This window comes from Nocardiopsis sp. CA-288880, assembly GCF_050955985.1.
Classification (GTDB): Bacteria; Actinomycetota; Actinomycetes; order Streptosporangiales; family Streptosporangiaceae; genus Nocardiopsis; species Nocardiopsis tropica.
Genome location: NZ_CP192105.1, coordinates 3,963,742 through 3,987,089, shown reverse-complemented (window position 1 = coordinate 3,987,089; position 23,348 = coordinate 3,963,742). Strand labels below are relative to the sequence as shown.

The window sequence follows — 23,348 nt, the reverse complement described above, 5'->3', positions numbered from 1 at the left end:
GGCCCCTGCACCCGCCCGGCCGCCGGAGCCTCCCCGCCCACACGCAGCCCACCCGCGGCCGACGCGGGGCCCACGCCCCGCACACGGGCGCCCCTCCACCCGACCGGGTGGAGGGGCGCCCCGAGAGACCGCTCCCGCGAGAGGGGACGGCGCTCAGTAGTACACGGCGAGCGGCCCGCGCGGCCCGTCCACGACGGTCACCGGCGTCTCGAACACCCGTGTCAGCACCTCGTCGGTCATGATCTCCTCCGGGGTGCCGAACTCCACGACCGCGCCGTCCTTGACCGCGCAGATCCGGTCGGCGTAGTGGCCCGCGAAGTTGATGTCGTGGAGCACGACCACGACCGTGCGCTCCAGCTCCTCCGCCACACGGCGCAGGTGCCGCATCATCTGCGCCGAGTGGCGCATGTCGAGGTTGTTGAGCGGCTCGTCGAGCAGCACGTACTCGGTCTCCTGCGAGAGCACCATCGCCACATAGGCGCGCTGGCGCTGCCCGCCCGAGAGCTGGTCCAGATAGCGGTTCTCCAACCCGCCCAGGTCCAGGAAGTCGATCGCCCGGCTGACGACCTCCTCGTCGGCCGCCGTCAGCCGCCCCCGGGAGTGGGGGAAGCGCCCGAAGGCCACGAGCTGGCGCACCGTCAGCCGGGTGACGAAGTGGTTCTCCTGCCGCAGGACCGAGACGACCTTGGCCAGGTCCTCGGACGCGGTCCGGGCCACGTCGTGGCCCGCGATCTCGATCACCCCGGCGTCCAGGCCCAGCAGGCGGCCCGTCATCGTCAGCAGCGTCGACTTGCCGGCCCCGTTCGGACCCACCAGCGCGGTCACACCGCCCCGGGGGATCCGCAGGTCCACGGGGCCGATCGCGACCTCGCCGCTGTACTCCTTGCGCACACCGCTGAGCGTGATCACAGCCGGCCCTTTCTGAGGATGACGAACAGGAACACCAGACCGCCGACGAGCTCGATGATGATCGAGACCACGCCGTTGGCGTAGAAGACGTGGCGCATGACGAAGTACGCGCCGCTGAGCACGACGAAGCACGTCAGCACCGCCACCGGGAAGACGTACCGGTGGGCGTGGGTGCCGGTGAACTGGTAGGCCAGGGTCGCGACCAGGAACCCCAGGAACGTCATCGGCCCCACCAGCGCGGTGGAGACCGCCATGAGGACCGAGACCAGGAAGAGCACGCGCATGGTCTCGCGGCGGTGGTCCAGCCCCAGGCCCGTGCTCGCGTCACGCCCCAGCGCGACCACGTCGAGCCGCCGCGAACCCGCCCACAGCAGGACCGCCGCGCCCAGGCACAGCGGGACCGCGAGCGGCAGGTAGGACGCGTCGGCGTTGGAGACGTTGCCGAACAGCCGGGCGGCGAGCACGTCGAACTCGCTCGGCGTGAGCAGGCGCTGCATGAACGTGGAGACCGAGGCCAGGCCGCCGCCGATGACGATGCCGATCAGCAGCATCACCTGGAGGTTCGCGTACCGGCCCGACAGCAGCCACCCGTACAGCAGCATCGCGAAGCCCACCATGAGCACGAGCTGGAGCGCGAACTGCGGGAGGCCCTGGACCGCCACGACCCCGGCCACGCCCAGGAAGTACACCGCCGTGGTCTGGACCGCGACGTAGAGCGCCTCGAACCCCATGATCGACGGGGTGATGATGCGGTTGCCGGTCACGGTCTGGAAGGCCACCGTGGCCACGGCCTGGCAGATCGCGACCACGGCCATGACCACCAGGTCCGTCCCGCGCATCTGCGCGATGCGCCAGAACCCGTCCGAGCCCACGGGCATCGGGTTGTCCCAGGCGAGCAGGCCGAAGCCGAAACCGGCGGCGAGCACGCAGAGCACCGCGACGACGGTCCGGTAGCGGCGGCGGGCGCGCCGGGTGGGAAGGGCCCCGGAGGAGCGTTCGGGCGGTGCGGGGAGCGGCCCGGTCGCACGGGACGCGGTCGTCTCAGCCATGGCGACGCTGCCTCAACAGGAGAAGGACGAACACGACGGCTCCCACGACGCCGAGGATCAGGGACACGGGCACCTCGAAGGGCATGATGACGACCCGGCCGATCAGGTCGCAGACCGTGACGGTGCCGACGCCCAGCAGGCACACCCACGGAAGGTTGCCGCGCAGGTCGTCGCCGCGGAACATCGAGACGACGTTGGGGACGATGAGCCCGAGGAAGGGCAGGTTGCCCACGACCACGGTCACCACGCCGGTCGCCACCGCGATGAGGCCGGTGCCCAGCAGGATGACCCGGTCGTAGTCCAGGCCGACGTTGGTCGCGACCTCCTCGCCCAGTCCGGCGACCGTGAACCGGTCGGCGGCGACGAACACCGCCACGGCCGCCAGCGCCACGATCCACAGCAGCTCGTACTGGCCGCGCAGCACGGAAGTGAAGCTCCCGGCGAACCACACGCCGAGGTTCTGCAGCATGTCGGTCTGCAGCGCGACGAAGGTCGAGACGGCGCTGACGACGGCGCCCAGCATGATGCCGATGATCGGGACGACGAGCGAGGAGCGCAGGGTGACGCGGCGCAGGAAGAGGAAGAACACCATCGTGCCGACGAACGCCGCCAGGACCGCGCCGAGCATGCGTGCGCCGATGCTCGCGCCGGGCGCCAGGACCATCACCGTGAGCAGGCCGAGCCCGGCCCACTCGGTGGTGCCGGTGGTCGTCGGCTCCACGAAGCGGTTCTGGGTCAGCAGCTGCATCACCAGGCCCGACATCGCCATCGCCGCGCCGGCCAGGACGAGGGCGACGGTGCGGGGGATGCGGGTGATGGCGAACATCTCGCCGCCGTCGTCCGCGCCGAAGACGTCGTACACGCCGGTGAACAGCGAGAGCACGACCAGGGCGCCCACGACGGCGGCGCCCACGAGCAGTTTCCCGTCGAGGAGGCGTCCTTCGCGCCGCGCCCGGGGGACGGGGGTCGCGGTCGTCATGCCCCGCTCCCTCCCTCGCGCCGGCGGGCGCCGGCGGCGTCGCCGCCGCCGGCGCGTGCCGTTCGGTCGGACCGGGTCACGCCCGGGCCTCCAGCGCGTCGGCGAACGCGTCGAAGAACTCGGTGTAGGTCTGGATGCCCTCGTTGGTGTAGGTGTCGGCGGGCATGTAGAGGATCTGCTCCTCCTGCACGGCCGTCACGCCCGAGAGCGCCTCGGAGTCCGACAGGATGTTCGAGGCGGGCTCGTACCCGGTCTCGTCGGAGGCGACGGCGGCGTCGCGGTCCATCACCAGGATCCAGTCGGGGTCGGAGTCGGCGATCGCCTCGACGGAGATGTCGTCGCCCTGGTGGTCGTCGCTGGAGCCCTCGACCTCCAGTGCGGGGGTGAGGCCGAAGATGTCGAAGGCGGGGCCGAGCGTGCGGCCCACGCCGGGGGCCAGGTAGCCGATCTCGCCGCCCGAGGTGTTGACGGCCATGACGGACTCGCCCTCGTCGTAGGCGGCGTTCACCCGTTCGACGGCCGCGTCGAAGTCGGCGACGAGCCGGGCGGCCTCGTCCTGCTTGCCGAAGACCTCGCCGAGCACGGTGACCTGGCGCTTGAGCTCGGCGTCGAAGGGTTCGCCCTCGCGCGGGTCGAGCTCCAGGATCGTGGCCTCGGGCACCAGGGAGGCGATGTCGTCGTGGTACTGGGTGAAGCGCTGCCCGTTGACGACGACGTCCGGGCCGGCGGCGACGATCGCCTCGAGGTCGGGCTCGTTGTGCGTGCCGATGTCGATGACCGACTCGTCCTGGGTGTAGCCGACGGTGTCCGGCATGAGGGACACCGCGCCCGCGGACAGCTCCACGCCCCAGTCCGAGAGGGTCTCGAAGGTGCGGTTGTCGAGCGCGACCACGGACTCCGGAGGGGAGGCCACGGTCTGGGCGCCGTTGTTGTCCTCGACCTCGATCGTGCCGCTCGGGGCGGAGGCCTCCTCGGCGTCCTGTCGGCCGGAGGCGCAACCGGAGAGGAGGAGGGCGGAGGCCAGGGTGATCGAGAAGGCGGTCAGGGGACGGCCGGGGGACTGCATGGAGGTTCTCCTTCGCTTACTTGAACAAAGGGGAGCCTAACCTAACTACTGGGTGGAATGTGTATGGGTGTGCCCCTATGAGGTGTTTTTCTCAACGGGGGAGCCCGGCGGCAAGGTGTGCACAGGTCCTGTGCTCCCATGAGCGGGAAGGGATGGAGGGAGCCGCGCCCCGGCCGGCGGCCGCCCCTCCGGCCCGGTGGGAGGGGCTGCGGGAGGGAGGGGCCCGTGGCCGGTCGGCCACGGGCCCCGGTGGCGCCGGGGCGGCCCCGCCCGGGTACGGCGGAGCGGGGCGGCCGTGTCAGGGGGTGACGACGGCGAAGTCGGGGTCCGCGTCGTCCAGGAGGCCGAACAGCGTGGTGAGGACGCCGGTGTCGCCTTCGGCCGTGATCCCTTCCGGGCTCTGCGTGGCGACGAGCCGCAGGAGCTGTGCCTTGGTCAGGGTCAGCGTCAGGTCGGCGTCGCTGCCGTCGTGGGCCGTGGTCTGGACGAGGACGCCGTTGGCGAGCTCCAGCCTGACCTCCTCCACGGGATCGGTGAAGTTCCAGTCGATGGTCAGGGTGGTGTCCCAGGCGCGGGGGCCGTCCACGCGGACGGCCACGGAGTCGAAGACCTGCGCGATGCTCAGGGCGCCCATGACGTCGGGGGAGGCGCTGTCGATGGGCGTGGGAGCCTTGTCCCCGCGCAGTTCCGCCGCCCCCTGGAGGTAGAAGTTCCGCCAGGTGCCGTTCTCCGCACCGTGGCCCAGGGCGTCGTAGACCTCGGCGAGCAGTGCGCGCGCCCCGGTGTCGCCGGGGTCAGCGAACACGACGTAGTCGAGGACCTGCGCGGCCCACCGCAGCTCCCCCGCCTCGACGGCGGCCCTGGCCTTCGACAGGACCTCCCGGGCGCCGCCCATGAACTCCACGTGCTTCTTCGCCGACTCCTCCGGCGGCAGTGCCCACAGGTGGGCGGGGTTGCCGTCGAACCACCCCATGTAGCGCTGGTAGACCGCCTTGACGTTGTGGGAGACCGAACCGTAGTAGCCGCGGGCGTGCCAGGCGCCCTCCAGGGCGGGAGGCAGCTGGATCCTCTCGGCGATCTCGGCGCCGGTGTAGCCCTGGTTGAGCATGCGCAGCGTCTGGTCGTGCAGGTAGGCGTACAGGTCGCGCTGCTGGGACAGGAACAGCGTGAGCTCCTCCGTGCCCCAGGTCGGCCAGTGGTGCGACGCGAACAGCACGTCGGAGCCGCCGGAGAACAGCTCGATGGCCTCCGTGAGGTAGTTCGCCCACACGTGCGGGTCCCGGACGAGCGCGCCGCGCAGCGTCAGCACGTTGTGCAGGGTGTGGGTGGCGTTCTCGGCCATGCACAGGGCCCGCCGGTCGGGGAAGGAGAAGTTCATCTCCGCGGGCGCCTCGGTCCCCGGGGTCAGCTGGAAGACGATCCGGACGCCGTCGACCACCACCTCCTGCCCGGTCCTGGTGACGTACGTGTTCGGCTCGACCAGGGAGATCGTCCCGGTGGAGGTGGTGGGCCCCAGGCCCGCGCCGATCTGGCCGGCTGCCCCCTTGGGCAGCACGGCCCCGTACATGAAGACCGATCGCCGGTTCATGGCGGTGCCGGCGTAGACGTTCTCTGCGACCGCGTGCTCGAGGAAGCCGGAGGGCGCGATGACCGGGACCTCCGTACCGTCGGGGATCACCCCCCGTACCCCGCCGAAGTGGTCGGCGTGGGAGTGGCTGTAGATCACCGCGGTCACCGGGCGTTCGCCGCGGTGCTCCCGGTACAGGGACAGCGCGGCCGCCGCGCACTCGACGGACAGCAGGGGATCGACGACGATGACGCCCTGGTCGCCCTCGACGAAGGAGATGTTGGACAGGTCGAAGCCCCGTACCTGGAAGATGCCCTCGGCGACCCGGTAGAGGCCGTGCTTGGCGGCCAGCTGAGACTGGCGCCACAGGCCCGGGTTCGCCGTGTCGGGCGCCTCGCCGTGAAGGAAGGCATAGGCGTCCAGGTCCCAGACGACCCGTCCGGTCCCGTCCGTGATCTGCGGTTGTGACGCCGTTCCGAGGAAGCCCCTGTCGGCGTTGTCGAAATCGGTCCGGTCGTCGAACGACGGCTGGGTCACGGAGGGTCTCCTTCGGGAGCTCGGGGTCGGTGGCGCACCCACCCCATCCCCCGCCCACTGACTCCGAATCGTAGTCAAGTCATTGCTTTAGGTAATGATGGAGGGATCGGGTCGATGCCGGTCGCCCGCCCGCATGGCGGCGCCGTGGCGCCGTTCGGGGCGGACTGCGCGGTCGGCCGCGACAGGGCGGACGGCTCCGCTGGAGGGGCGCCGTCCGCCCTGCGCGCTAGGCTTCCCCGTCCTCGATCAGCCGCACGGCCCGTTCCCAGTCCTCGGAGCGGGTCAGCCACCGGAACAGGGGAAGCCTGCGGCGCTTGCCGTCCGCGGCCTCGAAGACGATCCGGCCGCCGTCGACCAGGAGGCGCTCACCCGGGCGGGTGGGGCCGATGTCCAGGCGGCCGACCCAGCCGGTCCCGCTGAGCGCGAGGCGGCCGTCGGAGTAGCGCGCCAGCTCGAAGTGGTGGCGGCGCAGGTGCAGGGGGCCGGCGATCAGCAGCACGATCGCGACGACGATCGCCGGGGTGAACGCCCCGAGGAAGAGAAGGAGCAGGTTGAGGACGAGCAGGACCGCGCCCAGGACGATGAACGTCCAGCCGACGACCGGTGAATTGCGGGCCTGGAGCGTCTGCGAGGTCGTGCGCTTGTTCTCGGGCACGAGGGGATCCCTCCGGGGGAGTGATGGTGCCTCACCTTCCTCCCGCCGCCCGGGTTTGTCCAGACGTGTGTGCGGGATCGGCTCAGGATCCCCGGTCGGGCACGGGGCCTGCGCAGCCCGCGTGCCCGTCACCGCACCGGTGGGCGACGGCTGCGGGCAGTGCCGGGCCGTCCCGGCACTGCCGTCCCGGACGCTCACCGCGCCGACGGTGCCATGTTCGAGTCCGGCAACCGGGGGCGGAGCCGTCAAGGCCACGCCCCACGGCGATGCGCCCCGGAGCCGGGGCGCGGCGGGGGCACCGTCGGGCGGATGCGGCCGCGCAGGCCCGGCCGGTGGCGTAGGTGCCGCTGCCCGCACGCACCCTCGGGTGCGGGCGGGCAGCGGGGCGGCTCAGACGAGGGGAGCCCGGTCGGCGTCCAGGACGTTGACGCCCTCCGCCTCCAGGAGTTCCTCGAAGGCCGCCAGGGAGTCGCCCGTGACCAGGGCGGCCTCGCTCCGGTGGATCGGCAGCAGCCACAGGAACCGCGCGTTCCCCGCCTCCTCGGGCGCATGCTCCAGCGCCGGCCCGTAGGGGTAGGGCGGGCTCACCAGCAGGTGGTCCATGCGCGAGCCCTCCGCCCACGGGCCGCCGACGTCGATCACCGAGCCGACGCCGAGCCGGTACTCCTCGAAGGAGTGCAGGTGGCCGACCACGGCCAGGGTCTCGGAGTGGGCCGGGTCCTCGTCCGGAGCCATGAGGAAGAACTCGGTGCCGCCCCCGCTCTCGTGGACGGACGAGCCCACCGTCACGTAGACCCAGCCCTCGCCCTCGTCCCTGGGCGCCACCCGGTAGGTGGCGAAGCCCGGGACCCGGTCGAGGAGGGGCGCCTCCGCCCAGGTGGCGTCCTCCACGGCGTGCCCCTGCCAGAACTCCCGGACGTGCCTCTCCAGCGCGCGGATCCGCGCGTCCTCCCCGGTCGTCAAGGAAACCGACCCTCCGTCGTCGTGCCTTCGGCCCCCGGAGCCCCTGCGGCCCCGGATCGCCCGATACGTGGATGTTCCGAGCGGCCAGACTACGGCTTCCCGGTGCCGTCCGGTGCGGGGGAGTCCGGCCCGGACGCGTCCTGGCGCGAGCGCTGTTCGGGGTACCCCGGCAGTGCCGAGCGGACGGCCGTCGTGCTCAACAGCAGTCCGGTGGCGAAGTGCACGGTGTGCACAGCCCCCTCCGGGTGCGCCGGGAAAACCGGGGCACGGCCGCGAGGACCGGCGGCACCGCGGCAGACAGCAGTGACCACCCCGTCCGGCCGCCGCCGCGCGTGTCGGCCGGGCGGCCGCCCGCCGCGCCCGGGGGTGGGGAGCAGGGTCGGAGGGGCCTCCTCGGCCACGGAGGCATCCGTGCCGTGTTCCGCGCCGGTGGTCGGCCTCTCCCCGTCGGGCGCGATGCCCCGAACGTCGCGGTGCGAACCGCCGGGGGTGGGGACCCGGACACGCAGATGCGTCGCGGACCGCCGCACGGCGGTCCGCGACCGGGGGAGGGGAGCTCTGCCGGGGATCAGGGGACCAGCAGGAAGAAGGGCTCGTCGGCCGCCGAGCCGTTGGTGCCGGTGAGCACGCCGATGGTGGAGCTGTCGATGATCTTGGTGTAGACCTCGCCCTTCCAGTCGGCGGACTGGTTCAGCGTCACCTGCGGGACCGTGGTCGTCGCGTCGATGTGGGCCTCCAGCACGACGCTGTAGCGGCCTGCCCCGGTGCGCTTGACCTCGGTGACTCCCTTGCCGTGGTTGAGGGTGCCGTCACCGGCGACGGAGGCGGCGGCCTGGGCGTAGGGGGCGTTGGCGTACTCGGCCATGGTGTTCCTGCTTTCGTGTGTGGGCGACCCGTGTGGTCGCCTTCGCAGGGGAACCTATCTGCGTCGATCACTCGGGGTGTTGTTTTGCGTACTCCTTGTCCACATGTGGTCGTCGCCCCTTCTCGCGGCGCCGACGCGTGGTAGCCACGGCAAAGGCGGGCATCGGCGGACAGAACAAAGCCGGGACGGGGGAGGGCGGCGCTGCGGTCGGCCGAAGAGCGGTTTTCGGAAGGACCCGCTCCCGACGCGGGGAGCGGCCCGCGCGGGAGCCCGCTGCGCGAGAGGGTGCGGGTCTCCGTGCCGGTGACGTGCTCGTCCTCGGCCGCGAAGACGAGGTGCGGGGCGTCCCGGCCGGGTGTGGGAGACGCGGGGAGTGTGCCGCACTCGGAGTCCGGGCGTCGGGGCATGGCTGAGCCCCCTTGCCTCCCGCAGGGTCTTCACTGTGAGTATCGAATTAGATGCCTTGTGTGATGTACTGTGTCGAACTGCTTCTTAGAGGCCGGGGTTTCCCCTCTCTTCGGTCGCTGAATCGGGAAACGTCATACGAAAGGGCTCTCCTGTGTCGCTTCCGCCCGCTTCTTCGCCCATCAGTGATTCCGCCGCGCGCATCTTCGAACTGGTCACGTCCAGCTGGGTCTCGACCGCGGTCAGCGCCGCCGCCGAACTCGGTGTCGCCGACGTGATGTCCGAGACTCCGATGCCCGTCGGGGAGATCGCGGAACGGGTCGGGACCGACGCCGACGCCCTCTACCGGCTGCTGCGCGCCTGCGCCGAGCTGGAGATCGTCGAGGAGTCCCCGGGGCGGGCCTTCTCCCTCACCGGGGACGGCCTGGCCCTGCGCGAGGACGCCCCTGACTCCATGCGGGGGTACGCGCGGTGGCTCGGTGGGCCGGACGAGGGATCCACCATGGTCGCCCTGGCCGACGCCGTGCGCACCGGGGAGCCGGTGTGGGAAGCCGTCCACGGGGCGCCGGTCTGGCAGTACATGAGTGAGAACCCCCGGAGCGAGTGGATCTTCGACCGGGGCATGGACGACCTCTCGGCCCAGCTCACCCGCACCATGGTGCAGGACTACGACTTCGGCGACTGCGGCTTGGTCGTGGACGTGGGAGGTGGCCGGGGGGTGCTTCTGGCGCTGGTGCTGGCGACCCACCCCCACCTGGAAGGCGTCCTCTTCGAGCGGCCCGAGGTGGTCGCCCGGTCCGACTCCGTGCTCGACCGCCCGGGGATCGCCGAGCGCTGCCGGATCGAGGCCGGAGACTTCTTCGAGTCCGTTCCTGCCGGGGGCGACACCTACCTGCTCGCCCAGGTCATCCACAACTGGGGTGACGAGGACGCGGTGCGGATCCTCGCGAACTGCAGGAGGGCCATGCGGCCCGACGGGCGGGTGCTGCTCGCGGAGATGGTCGTGTACGAAGGCGTCGAACGCTCGCACACCGCCAAATTCATGGACCTGAGCATGCTCGCGCACTGCGGGGGCAAACAGCGGACCCCCACCCAGTTCGCCGAACTGTTCGAGGCCTCCGGGCTCCGGTTGAACCGTGTCGTCTCGGGTGTCGGGGTCGGCGTCGTCGAAGGCGTACTCGCCTGACGGCGCCCACCGAGGCTCCTCCGCGGTGGGCGCGGGGCCCGGGGTGCGCTCGCGCCCCACGCCGCTGCGGCGTGTTTACACCGAAGGGCTGAAACGAGGCAAAAGCGCACGAGACATCACATCAGTGCATTCATCTGTTAACAAGTATGTCTTCTACCGCCGTTAACGTCTCGTTCCACTGCGTGCGTGGCTGCACAGTGGTACCAGGAGGTAGAAGGAGGAGTCGTGTATGCCGTTGGACCACAACATGTCCGACTCCTCTCGCAAGGCGATCGAGGTCCTCACCGGCATCCAGGTCCCCAGAGCAGGCATCAACAACCTCGGCCGCGCCTCGGAGATCTACACCGCCCTGGACCAGCGCCTGGCCGTCCTCGAGGACCTGTTCGACCTCAGCCGCAAACACGCCCGCCGCCACTTCGACGGCAACACCGCCGACCGCTACGAACGCTCCCTGGACCAGTTCACCCGCGGCGAGAACAACTACGTCGGCTCGGCCCGCGACAACTCCACCACCATGTCCGCCGAACTCTTCAAGGCCCGCGCCAACGTCGAGTACATGCACATGATGGTCATCGGCCAGTTCGTCCAGCTCCTGGTCGAGATCGCCTGGGCCATCGCCATGGCCAAGTTCACCTTCGGCGCCTCCCTGAAGTGGATCCCCGTCTTCAAGGCCATCCGCAGCCTGGCCATGCGCCGCATCCTGACCTGGCTCGTGATCACCGTGCCCGGGCACCAGATCATCAGCCAGATCTTCGCGAGCATGGACAGCATCATCCAGCGCATCCAGATCGGCAGGGGGACCCGCCACCACCGCGACGGCAACCTCACCGCGAGCGCCCACAAGGGCGCCGCCCTCGAGGGCGTGCTCTCCGCGGTCTTCTCCGCCGGCATGGACGGGCTGTTCAGCAAACACCTCACAGACCTGTTCAGCAACGGCCTCAAACACCTCAACGACCTCCCCGACCCGCCACCGTTGACCAGGACCGGACCCGACGGGCCGCCCCCGGTGGGCCCGCCCGTGCGCGAGACCCCGGACGGGCCCCCGCCCGCAGGTCCGCCTTCTGGTCCCCCCGACGGCCCCCCTGTCGGGCCGGTCAGGGACGACCCGCCACCGCTGCACCGCGACACCGACACCCCGCCACCCCCCGGCGGCGGTGGCCCCGACGGACCCCCCACGGGCCCGGTCAGGGACGACCCACCCGTCACCGACCCGGACCGGGGAGCGGACTCGCCCGCGCCCAAGGACACCCCGGGGACCACACCCGCACCCCGGGACACCCCGCCGACGCCACCGTCGTTGAACAAGGACCTGGCCGAGGTGTTCGGCCGCCACAACGACGAGTTCCTCACCCCCTACAACCCCGCCAGCCCCCTGGGCGCAGGAGCCTTCGACAACACGACCAAGGCCGCCGCAGCACGTCAGGACTTCGCCGAGGTGTTCGCCCGCAACTTCGGCGACCACCTCGGCGAGAGCGCCGCACGCGATCTGGGGCGCGACTACGCCGACACCCTGGCCCGCCACTGGAACGACCCCAACCTGGGCCAGCACCTGCGCGAGACCATCGGCGACCGCCTCCCGCCGCACATGCGCGACCACCTCGCCGACGTGCCCGTGGGCCTGCAAAAACCCCTGGGCGAGTACTTCTCCACCACCGGCGCCTACACCCAACAGGTCGGCGGCAGCATCGGCACCGGCGCCCTGGAGGGCTACCTCGGCGAAGGCCTGGGCAGCCTCGCCGACGGACGCGGCTGGGAGGCCTCCGGCTACTCCGCCACCGCCGGCGCCACCCAGGCCGGCATCCAACAGGGCGCCACCGACGGCATCCTGCACGGCACCGAACTCTTCAAGGACAAAGACAAACCCGACCTGTCCACGCCCGAACCGCAGCGAACCCAGAGCGAGAACGCCGACACCCGCAACGACGTTCCCACCGGCCCCGAAACCCCCGGCCCGTGGACGGGCGGGGACTCCGATCCCGGCCCCGACGGCGACCACGCCCCCGGACCCGACCGCGACCGCGACCGCGGCGACCAGGGACCCCAGCCGGAGGGCGGCCGCGGCGAGGGCCCCGCCCTGGCCCCTCCGGTGGAGGCGGACTCCTCCACCGACCGCGACGACTCCTCCGACATCGACGACGTCCCCGACCTGGTCAGCGACACCGACTCCGACTCCGGTTCGGAGTTCGGCGACGACGAATCCGATTTCGGCGACTTCGACGACCGCGACCAGGCCACCGACGACACCGTCCGCGTGCACCAGGACGAGGACGTCCGCACCCCCTACCCCGACCCCTTCAAGACCCCCGACACCGGCAAGGACCCCCTCGGGACCACCGAGGCCAAACACCCCGGCTTCGCGGACACCGCCTTCCCCGGCCCGGGCAACGACCTCTTCCACCCCGGCATGAACAACGACGGCCCCCTGACCGTCAACTTCCTCAACGCCATCGTCCCCGACAACCCCATGGCGACCCCGCCCCCCGCAGCCGAACAGACCACACCCGACACCGGCAACGGCACGAACCCGGCCGACCGCTCCGCCCCCGCACCGGAACAGCACACACCCGCGCCCGTCGCCGTGGCGCCCCCGATCGGCCAAGCAGCCCCTCCTCCCGCGACCGCCCCGCAGAACACGCCCACCGACAACAACCAGCGCTCCACACCCACCGAGCGCAACAGCGGTGGACGTCCCTCCCAGAACACCGGCGACACCCCCGCCGCGGCCCCGTCACAGCAGCAGTCGACCGCCAACGACACCCCCCGGATCGTCAACGAGAACGCACCGCCCGCCCCGGACACCGAGACCACCGGCAACCCAACCGGACAGGACGCCCCGGGCCCCGCGACGGACGACCAGCGGGCGACTCCCGAGACCGCGCACACCCCCGAACAGCAGACCTCACCGGCCGAGGTCCCGCTGCCCCCGTCTCCCGTCACCGAGAGCGACGGCCTGCACGACACCGACACCACAACCGTGAGCGGACCGCCCCAGGACACGGAGGACACCGGGCGCACCCCCTCCGACCGCGACGGCGAACAGCCCGACCAGCGCGGCGAGGACGCCTCCCGCGACGACGACCGCCCCCAGGACAGCGACGAGGACCGGACCGGAGAGGGCGGGGACCGGACCGGTGAGCAGGGCGGCGACCGCTCCGGTGACGGCGGAGACAGGCGCGACGACCAGGAAGACCACTTCCAGGACCAGAACAACGGCGAATCCGACGGCCAGGACGACAAGGGCGAGAAGAAGGACGACAAGGACGAGAAGAAGGACGACAAGGACGAGAAGAAGGCGGACGAGGAGCCCGCTCCGGAGGAGACCGCCGCCGACGGCCAGGACGACAAGCAGCAGGACGGGGAGAAGAGCGCCGACAGCGCTCCGGCCCCCGACCCCCAGGAGCGTCACGACTCCCCGAACGTCGCGAAGACGGAGAACACCCCCGAGCCCGAGGGCGCCGAGAAGACCCCGACCGAGGACAGCGGCGGGGACGATCCCTCACGCGAGCGCGACACGGATCAGGAGCAGGCCCCCGCGGAGCACGGCGGCACCGACGCCACGGGGACGTCCCGGGACCGGGCTCCGGAGACCGAGCCGACTCCCGAACCGGACCCCGACTACGCCGGGACGGTGGTGACGGACCGGAACACGCCCCACGACATCGGATACCTCCTGAACTCGTCCCTGGTGAACGCCAGCATGGTCCACGCCCAGCACCTCGACGCGTTCGTGGACGGCACGCTCGGGAACGACGATGTGACGGCCCCCGACAGCGTGCGCGACGAGGTCCGTGACCGGATCGCCGCCCAGCAGGACAAGAACATGTCCACCTTCTTCACATCCGACGGATACTCCACTCAGGTGAAGGGGGACGACGGCTCGGTCTGGACGGCCCAGGTGAAGCTGACCCTGCCGGAGGGCAACTTCTACCACGCCTCCTCGGAGGCCGCCCCGGGCACGAAGACCCCCCAGGCCAAGATGGCCGCCGAGGTGGGTAACAGCGCCGCCTTCGAGGGCAGCGGCGGACACGGCGGCAACAAGGCCTTGAACCTCGGCTTCACCCTCTCGCCGCTCATGCTCGGCGCAACCGGCGTCGGCGACGTCGGCCCGCGGGCGATCTTCAGCTTCACCAGCTCCACGCGTCAGCGGCAGACCGCGGCCAGCACGACCGTCACCTTCGAGTCCGCCATGGGCTACGAGGCCATGGGCACCCCGGAGGTCTACGCCGCGGACCTGGGGATGGACTTCGTCCTGGAGCGGACCTCACCGCCGACGACGTCCTCCCCGACACCGGACACCGCCTCGAAGGACGGGACGGCGCCGTCGACGGACCGGTCCCCTGAGGCCCGGGACACCTCCGGTCAGGAGCGGACGCCCGCACCGCCGAAGGGGGAGAACACCACCGACGCGAACCCCCGGGTACAGCGGCGGACGCACTCGTCCAACGGGCTCGCGCTGATCCTGCCCGGCAAGGTCACCTCGCACAAGGGCCCCTCGACGATCACCCTGTCCGACCCCTTGAGCGGCGGTCCCGCCCGGAAGGACGGCACTCCCCCCGCCAGGAGCCCCCACGCGAACGTGGCCAACGGGCAGCCCATCAGCCTGGGGGGCTTCCGGGAACGGACGGGGAAGAACGGGGAGAAGACCCAGGACGTCCCCTCCCTGGCCGACTGGGTGGCCGGCAAGGTGGCGCCCCCCGATGCCGGTCCGGGGAGGTTCAAGCGCGCCGCCCGCCACCTGCTCCCCTCCGTCAGCAAGGAACGACGGCAACAGCTCCTGGAGCACGTCCAGAACCAGATCAAGAAGAAGTTCTCCGACGAAGTGATGCTGGAGGTGTTGCCCAAGTCGACGCGGAAGGCACACCCCATCATCCTGACCACCCCCGACGGCGAACAGCGTCGCGTGGAGATCAGGTCGGTCCCGATCTCCTACGTCGCCAAGCCGTCGAACCTCCCCGAGGGCGGACAGAACCGCTCCAGCAAATCCGAGCACGAGGCCTCCCACTCGTTGCAGAAGCACAAGGTCACGGGTGGGACCGGGGGAGCGGGTGTCGGCCTCGACGTCGGTTTTCCCGGGACGAACCACGGCGTCCGGTTCGACATCCTGTCCGGCGAGGGAGGGCAGAGGCACCGCTCGACGGAGGAGAGCGGAACCGGCAACTCCGGCTCGGTCAAACGCACCTCCACGGACAGGGCCGGTTCGGGCGTCTACGAGGTCACGCGCAACTACTACGTGCACTTCCAGGGGGATGCGGAGCCGCACAGGCTCACGGGCACCAGCCTGGAGATCCTCACCGACGCGGACGCGTGGACCATCAGCGGCCAGACGCCCCCGGTCCCCACGGGCGAGGGGGACGCCGGCGGCCAGGACAGGACCACCGACGACCACGACGCGGAGACCGACGCCTCCCGGGACCGGAGCGTCCCCGAGACCTCCGGGACCGCACCCGGCCCGAACACCCGCGCCGACGACGCCGGAGCCGATCCGACGGGCCCGCCGGTGCCGGACGCACAGGACTCCCGGCGCGAGCGGACGGGAGAGGTCCGCACCGCCCTCCCGCGCGAGATCGTGCCGAAGGACTTCACCTGGCCCGAAAGCGACCTGTACCACGGCCGGGGCAAAGATCCGCAGCGCACGGTCTACGACCAGATCCTGCACCAGGTGCTGACCGGCATCGCCAAGCACCGGCCAGGCCTGGTCATGCCCGACATCACCAGTGACTCCAAGAACTTCAACCGTCCGCCGGGCGAGGGATCACGCAGCTTCGCGGAGGTGCTGCGCAGCCAGAGGCTGCTCAGCCGCGACCGGAGGACCGCCGAATCCAACACCGCCAAGATCGAGAAGGCGATCTCCGATGCCGGGTTCCTCGGCGGGATCGACTCCCTGAGGGACAACGGGATCTCCGTCACCCTGACCGAGACCGCGAGAACCGGCGCCTCCTCGGGCAAGTCGACGGGCACCTACCTTCTGCACGCTCCGACCATCACCCTGCGTATCCGAGCCGACTTCTCGGACGTGCGTCACAGCGGAGGCGGGAAGGACGGCCAGGACGGAAAGGAGAGCAAGGACGTCAAGGAGGGCAAGGGCGGAACGGAGAGCAAGGACGTCAAGGAGAGCAAGGACGTCAAGGAGAGCAAGGACGGAAAGGAGAACAAGAACGGCAAGAAGGAGCTCTCCTTCAAGTACGGTGGCGCCTCCTCCTACAGCAGCGGTACCGGCACCCAGGATCGCAGCACGGCGAAGGGCACGTCCGGCGCCTACGCCCGCGAGACCGGAGCGGCGGACGCGAACGGGTACGCGCCCCGGTCGGGTAGGGCCTCGGCCTCCACCACGTTGAGCAAGACGAAGTCGGGCTCACAGAACCTGAGCACCAAGGTCCAGAGCGAGCACGGTGTCAGCTACCCCGAGGACACCGTCGACACCTGGACCGCGACGGCGATGATCTCGGCCCGGCTGTACGAGCACGACGACATCGGCATGGCCAAGCCCGACGCGAAGACCAAACCGGTGTCCGAACGCGGGATCGCGCTGTTCGACCCCGTCGAGACGCTCTTCACCGGGGAAACCCCCAAGACCGGCTCCGACGCAGCCCGGGCCGAGCAGGCCCGGACCGACCAGCAGCAGGACATCCCCCAGGACCGGACCACGGCGGATCCGGAGTCCTCCGGCGAACGGCCGGAGCGGTCCGACCGGCGGCGGGACCGGTTCATGAGGCCGTTCCGCACGAAGACGAGCGACGCCGCGGACGACGGAGGCCGTCTCGCGGACACCCCCTCCCCAGACGGCACGCCGCAGGGGAACAAGGGCGGGACCGGGGTCGGCAGGAGCCGGGAGCCCGGCAGCCCCGAGGTCGTCGTGATCACACCGATGCCGTCGGAGGATGCCGAGAACATGCTCCGGGGGTTCACGACGGCGGCCCCCGAAAACGTCCACCAGCGCCCGGGAGGACTGGTGCGCGCGACGAAGCGGTTCGCGAACCGCTTCCACACCGAGCCGGACGGCACCGACCGAGGCCGGACCCCCGCCGGCCGGACCGACACCGACCGGCGAACGACCCCGCAGCCGGACACGACCACACAGACCGACGGGACCGGTCAGGACGGCACCGGTCGGACCGACACATCGGACCGGCCGACCACCCGGACCGACACCGCCATCCGGCCGTCCGCTCAGACGGACGGCACCGGCAAGGACGGCACCGACCGGCCGACCGCTCAGACCGACACCACCGATCAGGCCATCGACCGGCCGACCACCCGGACCGACACCGCCGCCCAGCCGATGCCTCAGACCAAGGGCACCGGCAAGGACGGCACCGGTCGGCCCTCCGCTCAGACCGACGGCACCGGCCAGGACACCACCGACCAGCGGACGAAGGAGCAGCGGCAGGCGGACACCGTCCTGGACACAGGGGCCACGTTCGAATACACCGCCACCACGTTCACGACCGAGGACGGTCAGGTCAACAGCCTGGTCGAGGCGTTCTACGGGAACTTCCCCAACCGCGCTCCCTGGGACACGAACGGGCCCGGCAAGCAGTCGGACTTCCAGCGGTTCAAGAGCTATCTGGAAGAGCTGAGCCTCGAACGCAACCTGAAGAAGCTGCGCTCCTACCTGACCAGGTCCGAGGGCAACAGGCAGTACATGGAGCACGTCCTCTCCGAGGACAACGTCCGCAACAACCCGCAGACGTACAGCTCCTCCGGCCTGCGGGCGAACACCGACATGACCGGTGACCTGCGTTCCGGCCACAACGCGCGCATCACGTCGGCGACCAGGTACGAGCTCGGGGCGATCACCCGCCTCGAACAGTCCGACGCCGCGCTGAGCTGGGAGGACAAGACCAGCCACGAGGTGTCCACGAACACCTCGACGAAGAAGGACCTGACCGTCCAGGGGGCGGGCGGAGGCCGGTACAACCCCAACCCGGCGGAGCCGACCGCCGGCGGCGCCCGGCACTCCGAGGCGCCCAACTCCGCCTCCGACCCGCAGGTGCACCTCGGCCCCGCGCTGGGCAAGAGCATCTACGACTGGACCGTCAGCGACAAGCCCTCGCAGAAGTTCTCGGAGACGATCGGGTTCAGTCCCGGGATCAACAAGTCGTACAAGTTCCACGCCTCGGGTGTCATCAAGCAGGCCGTCGAGTTCTCCAGGAACCTGCGCTACGGACCTCCCGTCCCCCACTCCCCGCGCTATCGCGGCTGGCAGGCCCACCTTCACGACCTCACCCGGGGGCTGCTCCACGTCCGCGACGCCCAGCAGTCGGGCCTGGTGGAGGACAGGGTCGTGGAGGAGGCCGACGGCACCCTGTCGACGGCCCCCCAGCCCGAGCCGGAGCGTCCCGAGCAGGCGCGGGTGCGTCCGGGCGCGGAGGACTCCGGGAAGTTCATGAGGCCCCCCTCCGCGGACGAGGCCCTCAAGGACCTCGCCGACAAGCTCGCCGCGTCGGGCTGGGAACTGACCGGGAAATCCCAGTCCGACATCCTGGACGCGCTGACCTCGTACCGGGGCCTGCGCCCCAATTCCGGGCCCCCGCTCGCGGTGCGGATCAAGCCCGTCGGCCACTCGGTCTTCAAGGGCAACACCACGTCGACCACACCGGTCTCCTTCGATGCCGTCGTGAACCTGAAGCTGGACACGAGCAACACACAGGTCGACTACATCGGCGGCAAGACCCTCTTCAAACAGCAGCAGACCCTGGAGACCGGCAACAAGGGGCAGCAGGAGCGCTCCGGCAACGCCAGTGCGGGTGTCCAGGAGGCGGTCATGCCGCCGCTGCCCCATGCCGAAGGCGGCCAGCCGTCGGGCGGGGAACCGGGGCCGGCGAGCCGCCCGACGATGATGGGCGTGTTCAGCGACCAGTCCGGCGCCAGGACCCACAACGAGGGCGTCGCCGTCAAGGACTCCGGCAAGCGGACCGTGCAGGTGTCGATGGACATCCCCTACGCCAAGACGTCCATGGACAGCCGACTCGTCATCGACCTGGAGATCCCCGAGAAGCAGGGCTTCTCCAACACCCTGGCCTGGGAGAACCTGGAGAAGGACGAACGGCGCAGGTTCCGGGGCGAGGGCGACTCGGGCACGGTCAAGGCCCTCTACCCGGCCTTCTCCATCGACCTGCCCCGCACCGGGGACGGGGTGAACGGCTCCACGGACACCTCCGGCGACGACCGCCCCGCCCCGCCCGGGGGCCGGGCCCCGCTCGACCGGGACACGGCCGCCGACACCCGGACCACCCAGGACGGCAGCGGCGCCGACCGCACCGGCGCCGCTCCGGAGACCCCGCCCCGGAGCACCCCCGACGACGCCGCGGCCACCCGCACCGACCCCCGGAGCACCGCCCGCACCCCGCCTCCACCGGCCCCGGAGAACGCCTCCTCGGACACCCACGCGTCCCTGGAGCAGATGATGCGGGACTGGATGTCGAGCAGGGGACCGGTCGGCGGCCGCGACATGCGGGACGCCGTGGTCATGCCCACCGCCATCGTCCTCGACGGCCAGGACCCCCGCGACATCGCCCATGTCGTGGTGGCCAAGTCTCTCGGCTGGACACCGTCGCCCGACGCCGTCGTCGACGGGCGCTACACCCCCGGGGCCGTCAAGGAGGCCCGCGCACTCGTCGCGGACAAGATCGGGCTGAACGTCCGCAACGACGCCATCGACCACAGCCTCAACCTGCTCTCCCTCAAGTCGCTCTTCCTCCAGGCCCTCGAACCCGGTGGCGTCGAGATGATCAAGATGGGCCGGACACGGCTGGCCGTCCAGGCGCTGCCCGACCTGAGGTCCGGGAAGATCATCGACTACAACCCCGACGTGCGGCTGAGCGACTCGTCGGAGTCGGAACAGACGGTCACCTCCTCCCAGAGCACCTCGGACTCCCTGGCCGCGAACCTGGACAACATGCCCGCCGGGCGGGTCGGCGGAACCGAGCAGCCGCCCCGGGGCGGACTCTTCGGTTCCACCGGTGCGGGGGACAGCACGTCCGCGGGCGGCTCCGCCTCCCAGGACACCAAGGCCAAGGACCCCTCCACGACGACCCGCACCCGCACCGGCCCCGGCTATCTCGTGGAGTTCGACACCACGTGGGGCGTGGGCGCCAAGACGGAACTGCGCGGTGCCTGGTACAAGCGAGCGGCGAAAAGCGTCGGCCACAAGAGCGCGGACATGGGCCGGGCCGCCGTCGACCGGGCGCGCCGGGGGCTCGGCAAGGAGCCCCGGCACACCTCCTCCCGGGAGAAGCCCGCACGATGGCAGCGCGGTGAGGTGAACACCAAGGTCCGGACCTGGATCTCCCACGGCGACGCGGTCAAGCTCGGCATCATCGCCCCCGACGGGGTCGACCACCTCAAGCCGCTGATGGACCGGATCGCCAAGACCCAGGAGACCCTGGCCACGGCGGAGAAGAACTACCTCGACGCGCGCGAGCCGCTGGACAAGGCCGCCGCGAAGGTCGTCGACACCCGGAACGCCCTGGACGCCGCCCAGGGCGAGGGCTCGGGCCGTGACGGCGCGACCGACGGGGCGCCGTCCGGCCCGGAGGGGGCCGAGGGGACCGGGCAGACCCGGTCCGACCCCGGTGGACAGAGGGCCGAGGACGCGCGCAGGGCGCGGGAGGAGTACGACAAGCTCCAAGACGCTCACGACAAGAACCTGGACGCCTTCAACACGGCGCTGCGCGAGTGGGCCGACGCCCTGCGCGCCCTGCGCCGGGGATTCACCGACACTCCCGCCGTGCAACCGCCGCTCACCGAGAGCACGTCCTCCGACGACGGCTCCGACAAGGGCAAGGCCCCCGAGCGTCCGGCCGACGGCGGTCCCTCCACCGACCCGACAGGCCGGGACGACGGCACGGCCACCGGAAAGGACAGTGCGCCGCCCACGAAGGCCGACAGCGGTCAGGTGCTGCGCGACAGGCTGGGCGAGACCTTCGGCATCACCCTCACGGGGGCGGGGGAGGACTCCGGGAACGGCTCAGGCCGGCCCTCCGACCACGAGTCCGACGACGGGGACGTCCTGGTTCCGGAGAGCTACCGGGCTCAGGTCCACGAGGAGGACGACACCACGCCGCTCCTGCCCCACACCTCCGTCCCGGAGGATACCGGCGCCCCCACGGGAGGGCGCGAGAGGGACGGCTCGGAGAACCTGTACGACGCCAGTGACGAGGAGGAGGTGCCGCGCGTTCGCTGGCTCGACAGGCACCACCCGGAAGCGGCCTCGCTCAGCGGGGAAGAGCGCACCCGTCTGGTGCGGTCGCTCATGGAACGGTCCCTGGCGGTGGGCCCGGCCGTCCCGGAAGGGTTCCGGTACGACACGGACCTGGGCGGTCCCGACGACGTCGCCTGGATCGAAGCCCGGGGAGCGCAGCGTTTCCCCCCGGAGTCCGACACCACCGCCCTGCCCGGGTCCTCCACGGCTGCGAGCGCACCGCAGCAGCAGGACCGGCCTGCGGAGGATCGGGACCAGCAGCCGCAGCCGGCACCGTCCGAGGAGGAGATGGCCGCGGCGGCCCTGGACGCGGTGTTCACCTTCGACGGGCAGCGCCTCCCCCTCCACACGCAGGCCGGACACGGCCACGACACGGACCTCCCGGCCGACCGGGATTCCCTCTCGGGGGTGTCCACGCCGGACTCGGACACACTCAGGGACATGCGGCTGCGGCTGGAGCGGCTGCGCTCCTCGAGCCCGGTCCCTTCCGAGGGCGACGGGTCGTCCCCGGCCGGCACCGGTCTGACGGGGGACCACGGTCGGCAGAGTTCCCCCGACCGGACCGGCCGCGCTTCCGAGGAGCCGACCGCTAGTCGACCGCAGACCCCTGACCTGCCCGCCCCCTCCCCGGTCCCGGACAGCCTCCCGAGCCCGCAGCCCCGGCCGGATCAGCCCGCCTCCTCGAGCCCGGTCCCTTCCGAGGGCGACGGGCCGCCCCCGGCCGACACCGGCCTGACGGGGGACCACGGCCGGCAGAACTCCCCCGACCGGACCGACCTCGCTTCCGAGGAGCCGGCTCCTTCCCGTCGACCGCAGACCCGTGAACTGCCCGCCCCCTCCCCGGCCCCGGACCCGGACCGGAGCGAGTGGGACAACCGGCTCCGGGCCATGCAGGACTGGAGGGCCAACTGGCAGCACAGGGCGCGGACGCCGGAAGAGGAGAACCGCCTGCGGCAGGAGTGGAGGGCCCGGTGGTCGCTGCCCGCCACGACCAGGCCGAGCGGGAGCGGACCCTCCCGGCACGGCGCCGGCCCGTTCGGCGGCCGTGCGGCACAGGGTTCTCCCGACCGGGCACAGACGCACAGCGCTCCTGAGAGCCGGCCCGTCCCCCCGGAGGGGACCGACCCCGCAGGGGAGGAACGGCGCTCTCCCGTCCCGACCGGGACGGCTCCGGGGCCTGACAACCCCCCGCAGAGCCGGACGAGCACGCGACCGACCCCCGAAGAAACCTCCGGCGCCCCGTCCCGACCGGCCCCTGGGGAAACCCCCACCCCCCGACCCCTCACCCACAACCGGGACGGGGAGGGTTCCTCCGCCCTGCCCCAGGACCGCACGGACACCTCCTCACAGGAGGGGACCGCGCCCCCGGCCGAGCAGGCGCCCGTGCTCTCCGGCCCGGCGGCCGACCTGTTCGCGTTCTTCGAACAGGAGCTGAACGGCTCCGTGGACAAGGGGAACGGCGACTCCGCGCAGGACACCGCACGCACCCCCTCCGACGAGGAGACGACGCCCCGGGCCGTTCCGACCGTCGACGACGGCCGGGGCCTGGAGGCGGCGGACCCCGAGACGGCCCCTGTGGAGTCCGAGTCCGTCCCGGCACGGCAACAGCCCGAGAACGAGGACCAGGGCGCGTCCGAGAACAAGGACGGCAACGGGGAGGACGCCGGGGGCGCTCCAGGCGACCAGAACGAACCCGAGGACGACGGCCGGGACGGAGGCCGGGACGAGGACGGGCCGGGCAGCAGCGGCGATCGCTCCGGCGGCGACAGCGGAAGCGACGTCGACCGGTCCGGCAGTAGCGGCGACCGGTCCGATGACAGGGGTGACTCCGGTACCGGTCGCGACCCCGACGGTGAGGGCGGGGGTTCGAGCGGGGACGGCGGCCGCTCCTCGCGCGGAGACGGCAGGGGCGGCCGCGGCGACGGCATGTCCCTGTCCGGCCATCCCGACACACCGGCCTAGGA

Annotated in this window: 11 protein-coding genes; 2 read left to right on the top strand and 9 right to left on the bottom strand. The window is 71.5% G+C overall.

Annotated elements, in window-relative coordinates; all coding sequences use genetic code 11:
• Positions 1–153: 153 nt before the first annotated feature.
• From ACQPYD_RS17450 to ACQPYD_RS17410, 9 genes are all read right to left on the bottom strand, one after another.
• The gene (locus tag ACQPYD_RS17450; RefSeq protein WP_433696656.1) at positions 154–909 is read right to left on the bottom strand and encodes an iron ABC transporter ATP-binding protein; all 756 of its coding nucleotides are present in this window, start codon (positions 907–909) and stop codon (positions 154–156) included.
• Entirely contained in the window at positions 906–1,958 is a 1,053-nt protein-coding gene (locus ACQPYD_RS17445) for an iron chelate uptake ABC transporter family permease subunit (RefSeq protein ID WP_433696655.1), read from the bottom strand. Before ACQPYD_RS17445 ends, ACQPYD_RS17450 begins: the two co-directional genes overlap by 4 nt.
• The gene (locus tag ACQPYD_RS17440; protein WP_433696654.1) at positions 1,951–2,937 is read right to left on the bottom strand and encodes an ABC transporter permease; all 987 of its coding nucleotides are present in this window, start codon (positions 2,935–2,937) and stop codon (positions 1,951–1,953) included. The genes ACQPYD_RS17445 and ACQPYD_RS17440 overlap by 8 nt, the downstream gene beginning before the upstream one ends.
• Positions 2,938–3,013: 76 nt before the next feature.
• Positions 3,014–4,003 (bottom strand): siderophore ABC transporter substrate-binding protein, encoded by a 990-nt coding sequence (locus ACQPYD_RS17435; RefSeq protein WP_433696653.1) that lies wholly within the window; start codon positions 4,001–4,003, stop codon positions 3,014–3,016.
• Between the two features lie 298 nt (positions 4,004–4,301).
• Positions 4,302–6,107: an alkyl/aryl-sulfatase gene (locus ACQPYD_RS17430; RefSeq protein WP_433696652.1), complete on the bottom strand. Its 1,806-nt coding sequence runs from the start codon at positions 6,105–6,107 to the stop codon at positions 4,302–4,304.
• Positions 6,108–6,333: 226 nt separating this feature from the next.
• Positions 6,334–6,762, bottom strand: a complete 429-nt coding sequence (locus ACQPYD_RS17425) for a hypothetical protein (RefSeq protein ID WP_433696651.1) — start codon at positions 6,760–6,762, stop codon at positions 6,334–6,336.
• Positions 6,763–7,152: 390 nt separating this feature from the next.
• Positions 7,153–7,725: a suppressor of fused domain protein gene (locus tag ACQPYD_RS17420; protein WP_433696650.1), complete on the bottom strand. Its 573-nt coding sequence runs from the start codon at positions 7,723–7,725 to the stop codon at positions 7,153–7,155.
• Positions 7,726–7,814: 89 nt separating this feature from the next.
• Positions 7,815–7,958, bottom strand: coding sequence for a hypothetical protein (locus tag ACQPYD_RS17415; RefSeq protein ID WP_433696649.1), 144 nt, complete (start codon positions 7,956–7,958; stop codon positions 7,815–7,817).
• 335 nt (positions 7,959–8,293) lie between these two features.
• Complete coding sequence (locus ACQPYD_RS17410) at positions 8,294–8,590, bottom strand: hypothetical protein (RefSeq protein WP_433696648.1); 297 nt, start codon at positions 8,588–8,590, stop codon at positions 8,294–8,296.
• 559 nt (positions 8,591–9,149) lie between these two features.
• Between ACQPYD_RS17410 and ACQPYD_RS17405 the strand changes: the two genes are divergently transcribed.
• Complete coding sequence (locus tag ACQPYD_RS17405; protein ID WP_433696647.1) at positions 9,150–10,181, top strand: methyltransferase; 1,032 nt, start codon at positions 9,150–9,152, stop codon at positions 10,179–10,181.
• Between the two features lie 229 nt (positions 10,182–10,410).
• A complete protein-coding gene (locus tag ACQPYD_RS17400; protein ID WP_433696646.1) occupies positions 10,411–23,346 on the top strand; it encodes a hypothetical protein in 12,936 nt (4,311 codons plus the stop codon).
• The last annotated feature ends 2 nt before the right edge of the window (positions 23,347–23,348 follow it).

What these genes read in the sequence shown, in the direction of transcription:
- ACQPYD_RS17440 (WP_433696654.1), bottom strand. Translation starts at nt 2,937, where the DNA reads ATGACGACCGCGACCCCCGTCCCCCGGGCGCGGCGCGAAGGACGCCTC.
- ACQPYD_RS17435 (WP_433696653.1), bottom strand. Translation starts at nt 4,003, where the DNA reads ATGCAGTCCCCCGGCCGTCCCCTGACCGCCTTCTCGATCACCCTGGCC.
- ACQPYD_RS17410 (WP_433696648.1), bottom strand. Translation starts at nt 8,590, where the DNA reads ATGGCCGAGTACGCCAACGCCCCCTACGCCCAGGCCGCCGCCTCCGTC.
- ACQPYD_RS17400 (WP_433696646.1), top strand. Translation starts at nt 10,411, where the DNA reads ATGCCGTTGGACCACAACATGTCCGACTCCTCTCGCAAGGCGATCGAG.
- ACQPYD_RS17445 (WP_433696655.1), bottom strand. Translation starts at nt 1,958, where the DNA reads ATGGCTGAGACGACCGCGTCCCGTGCGACCGGGCCGCTCCCCGCACCG.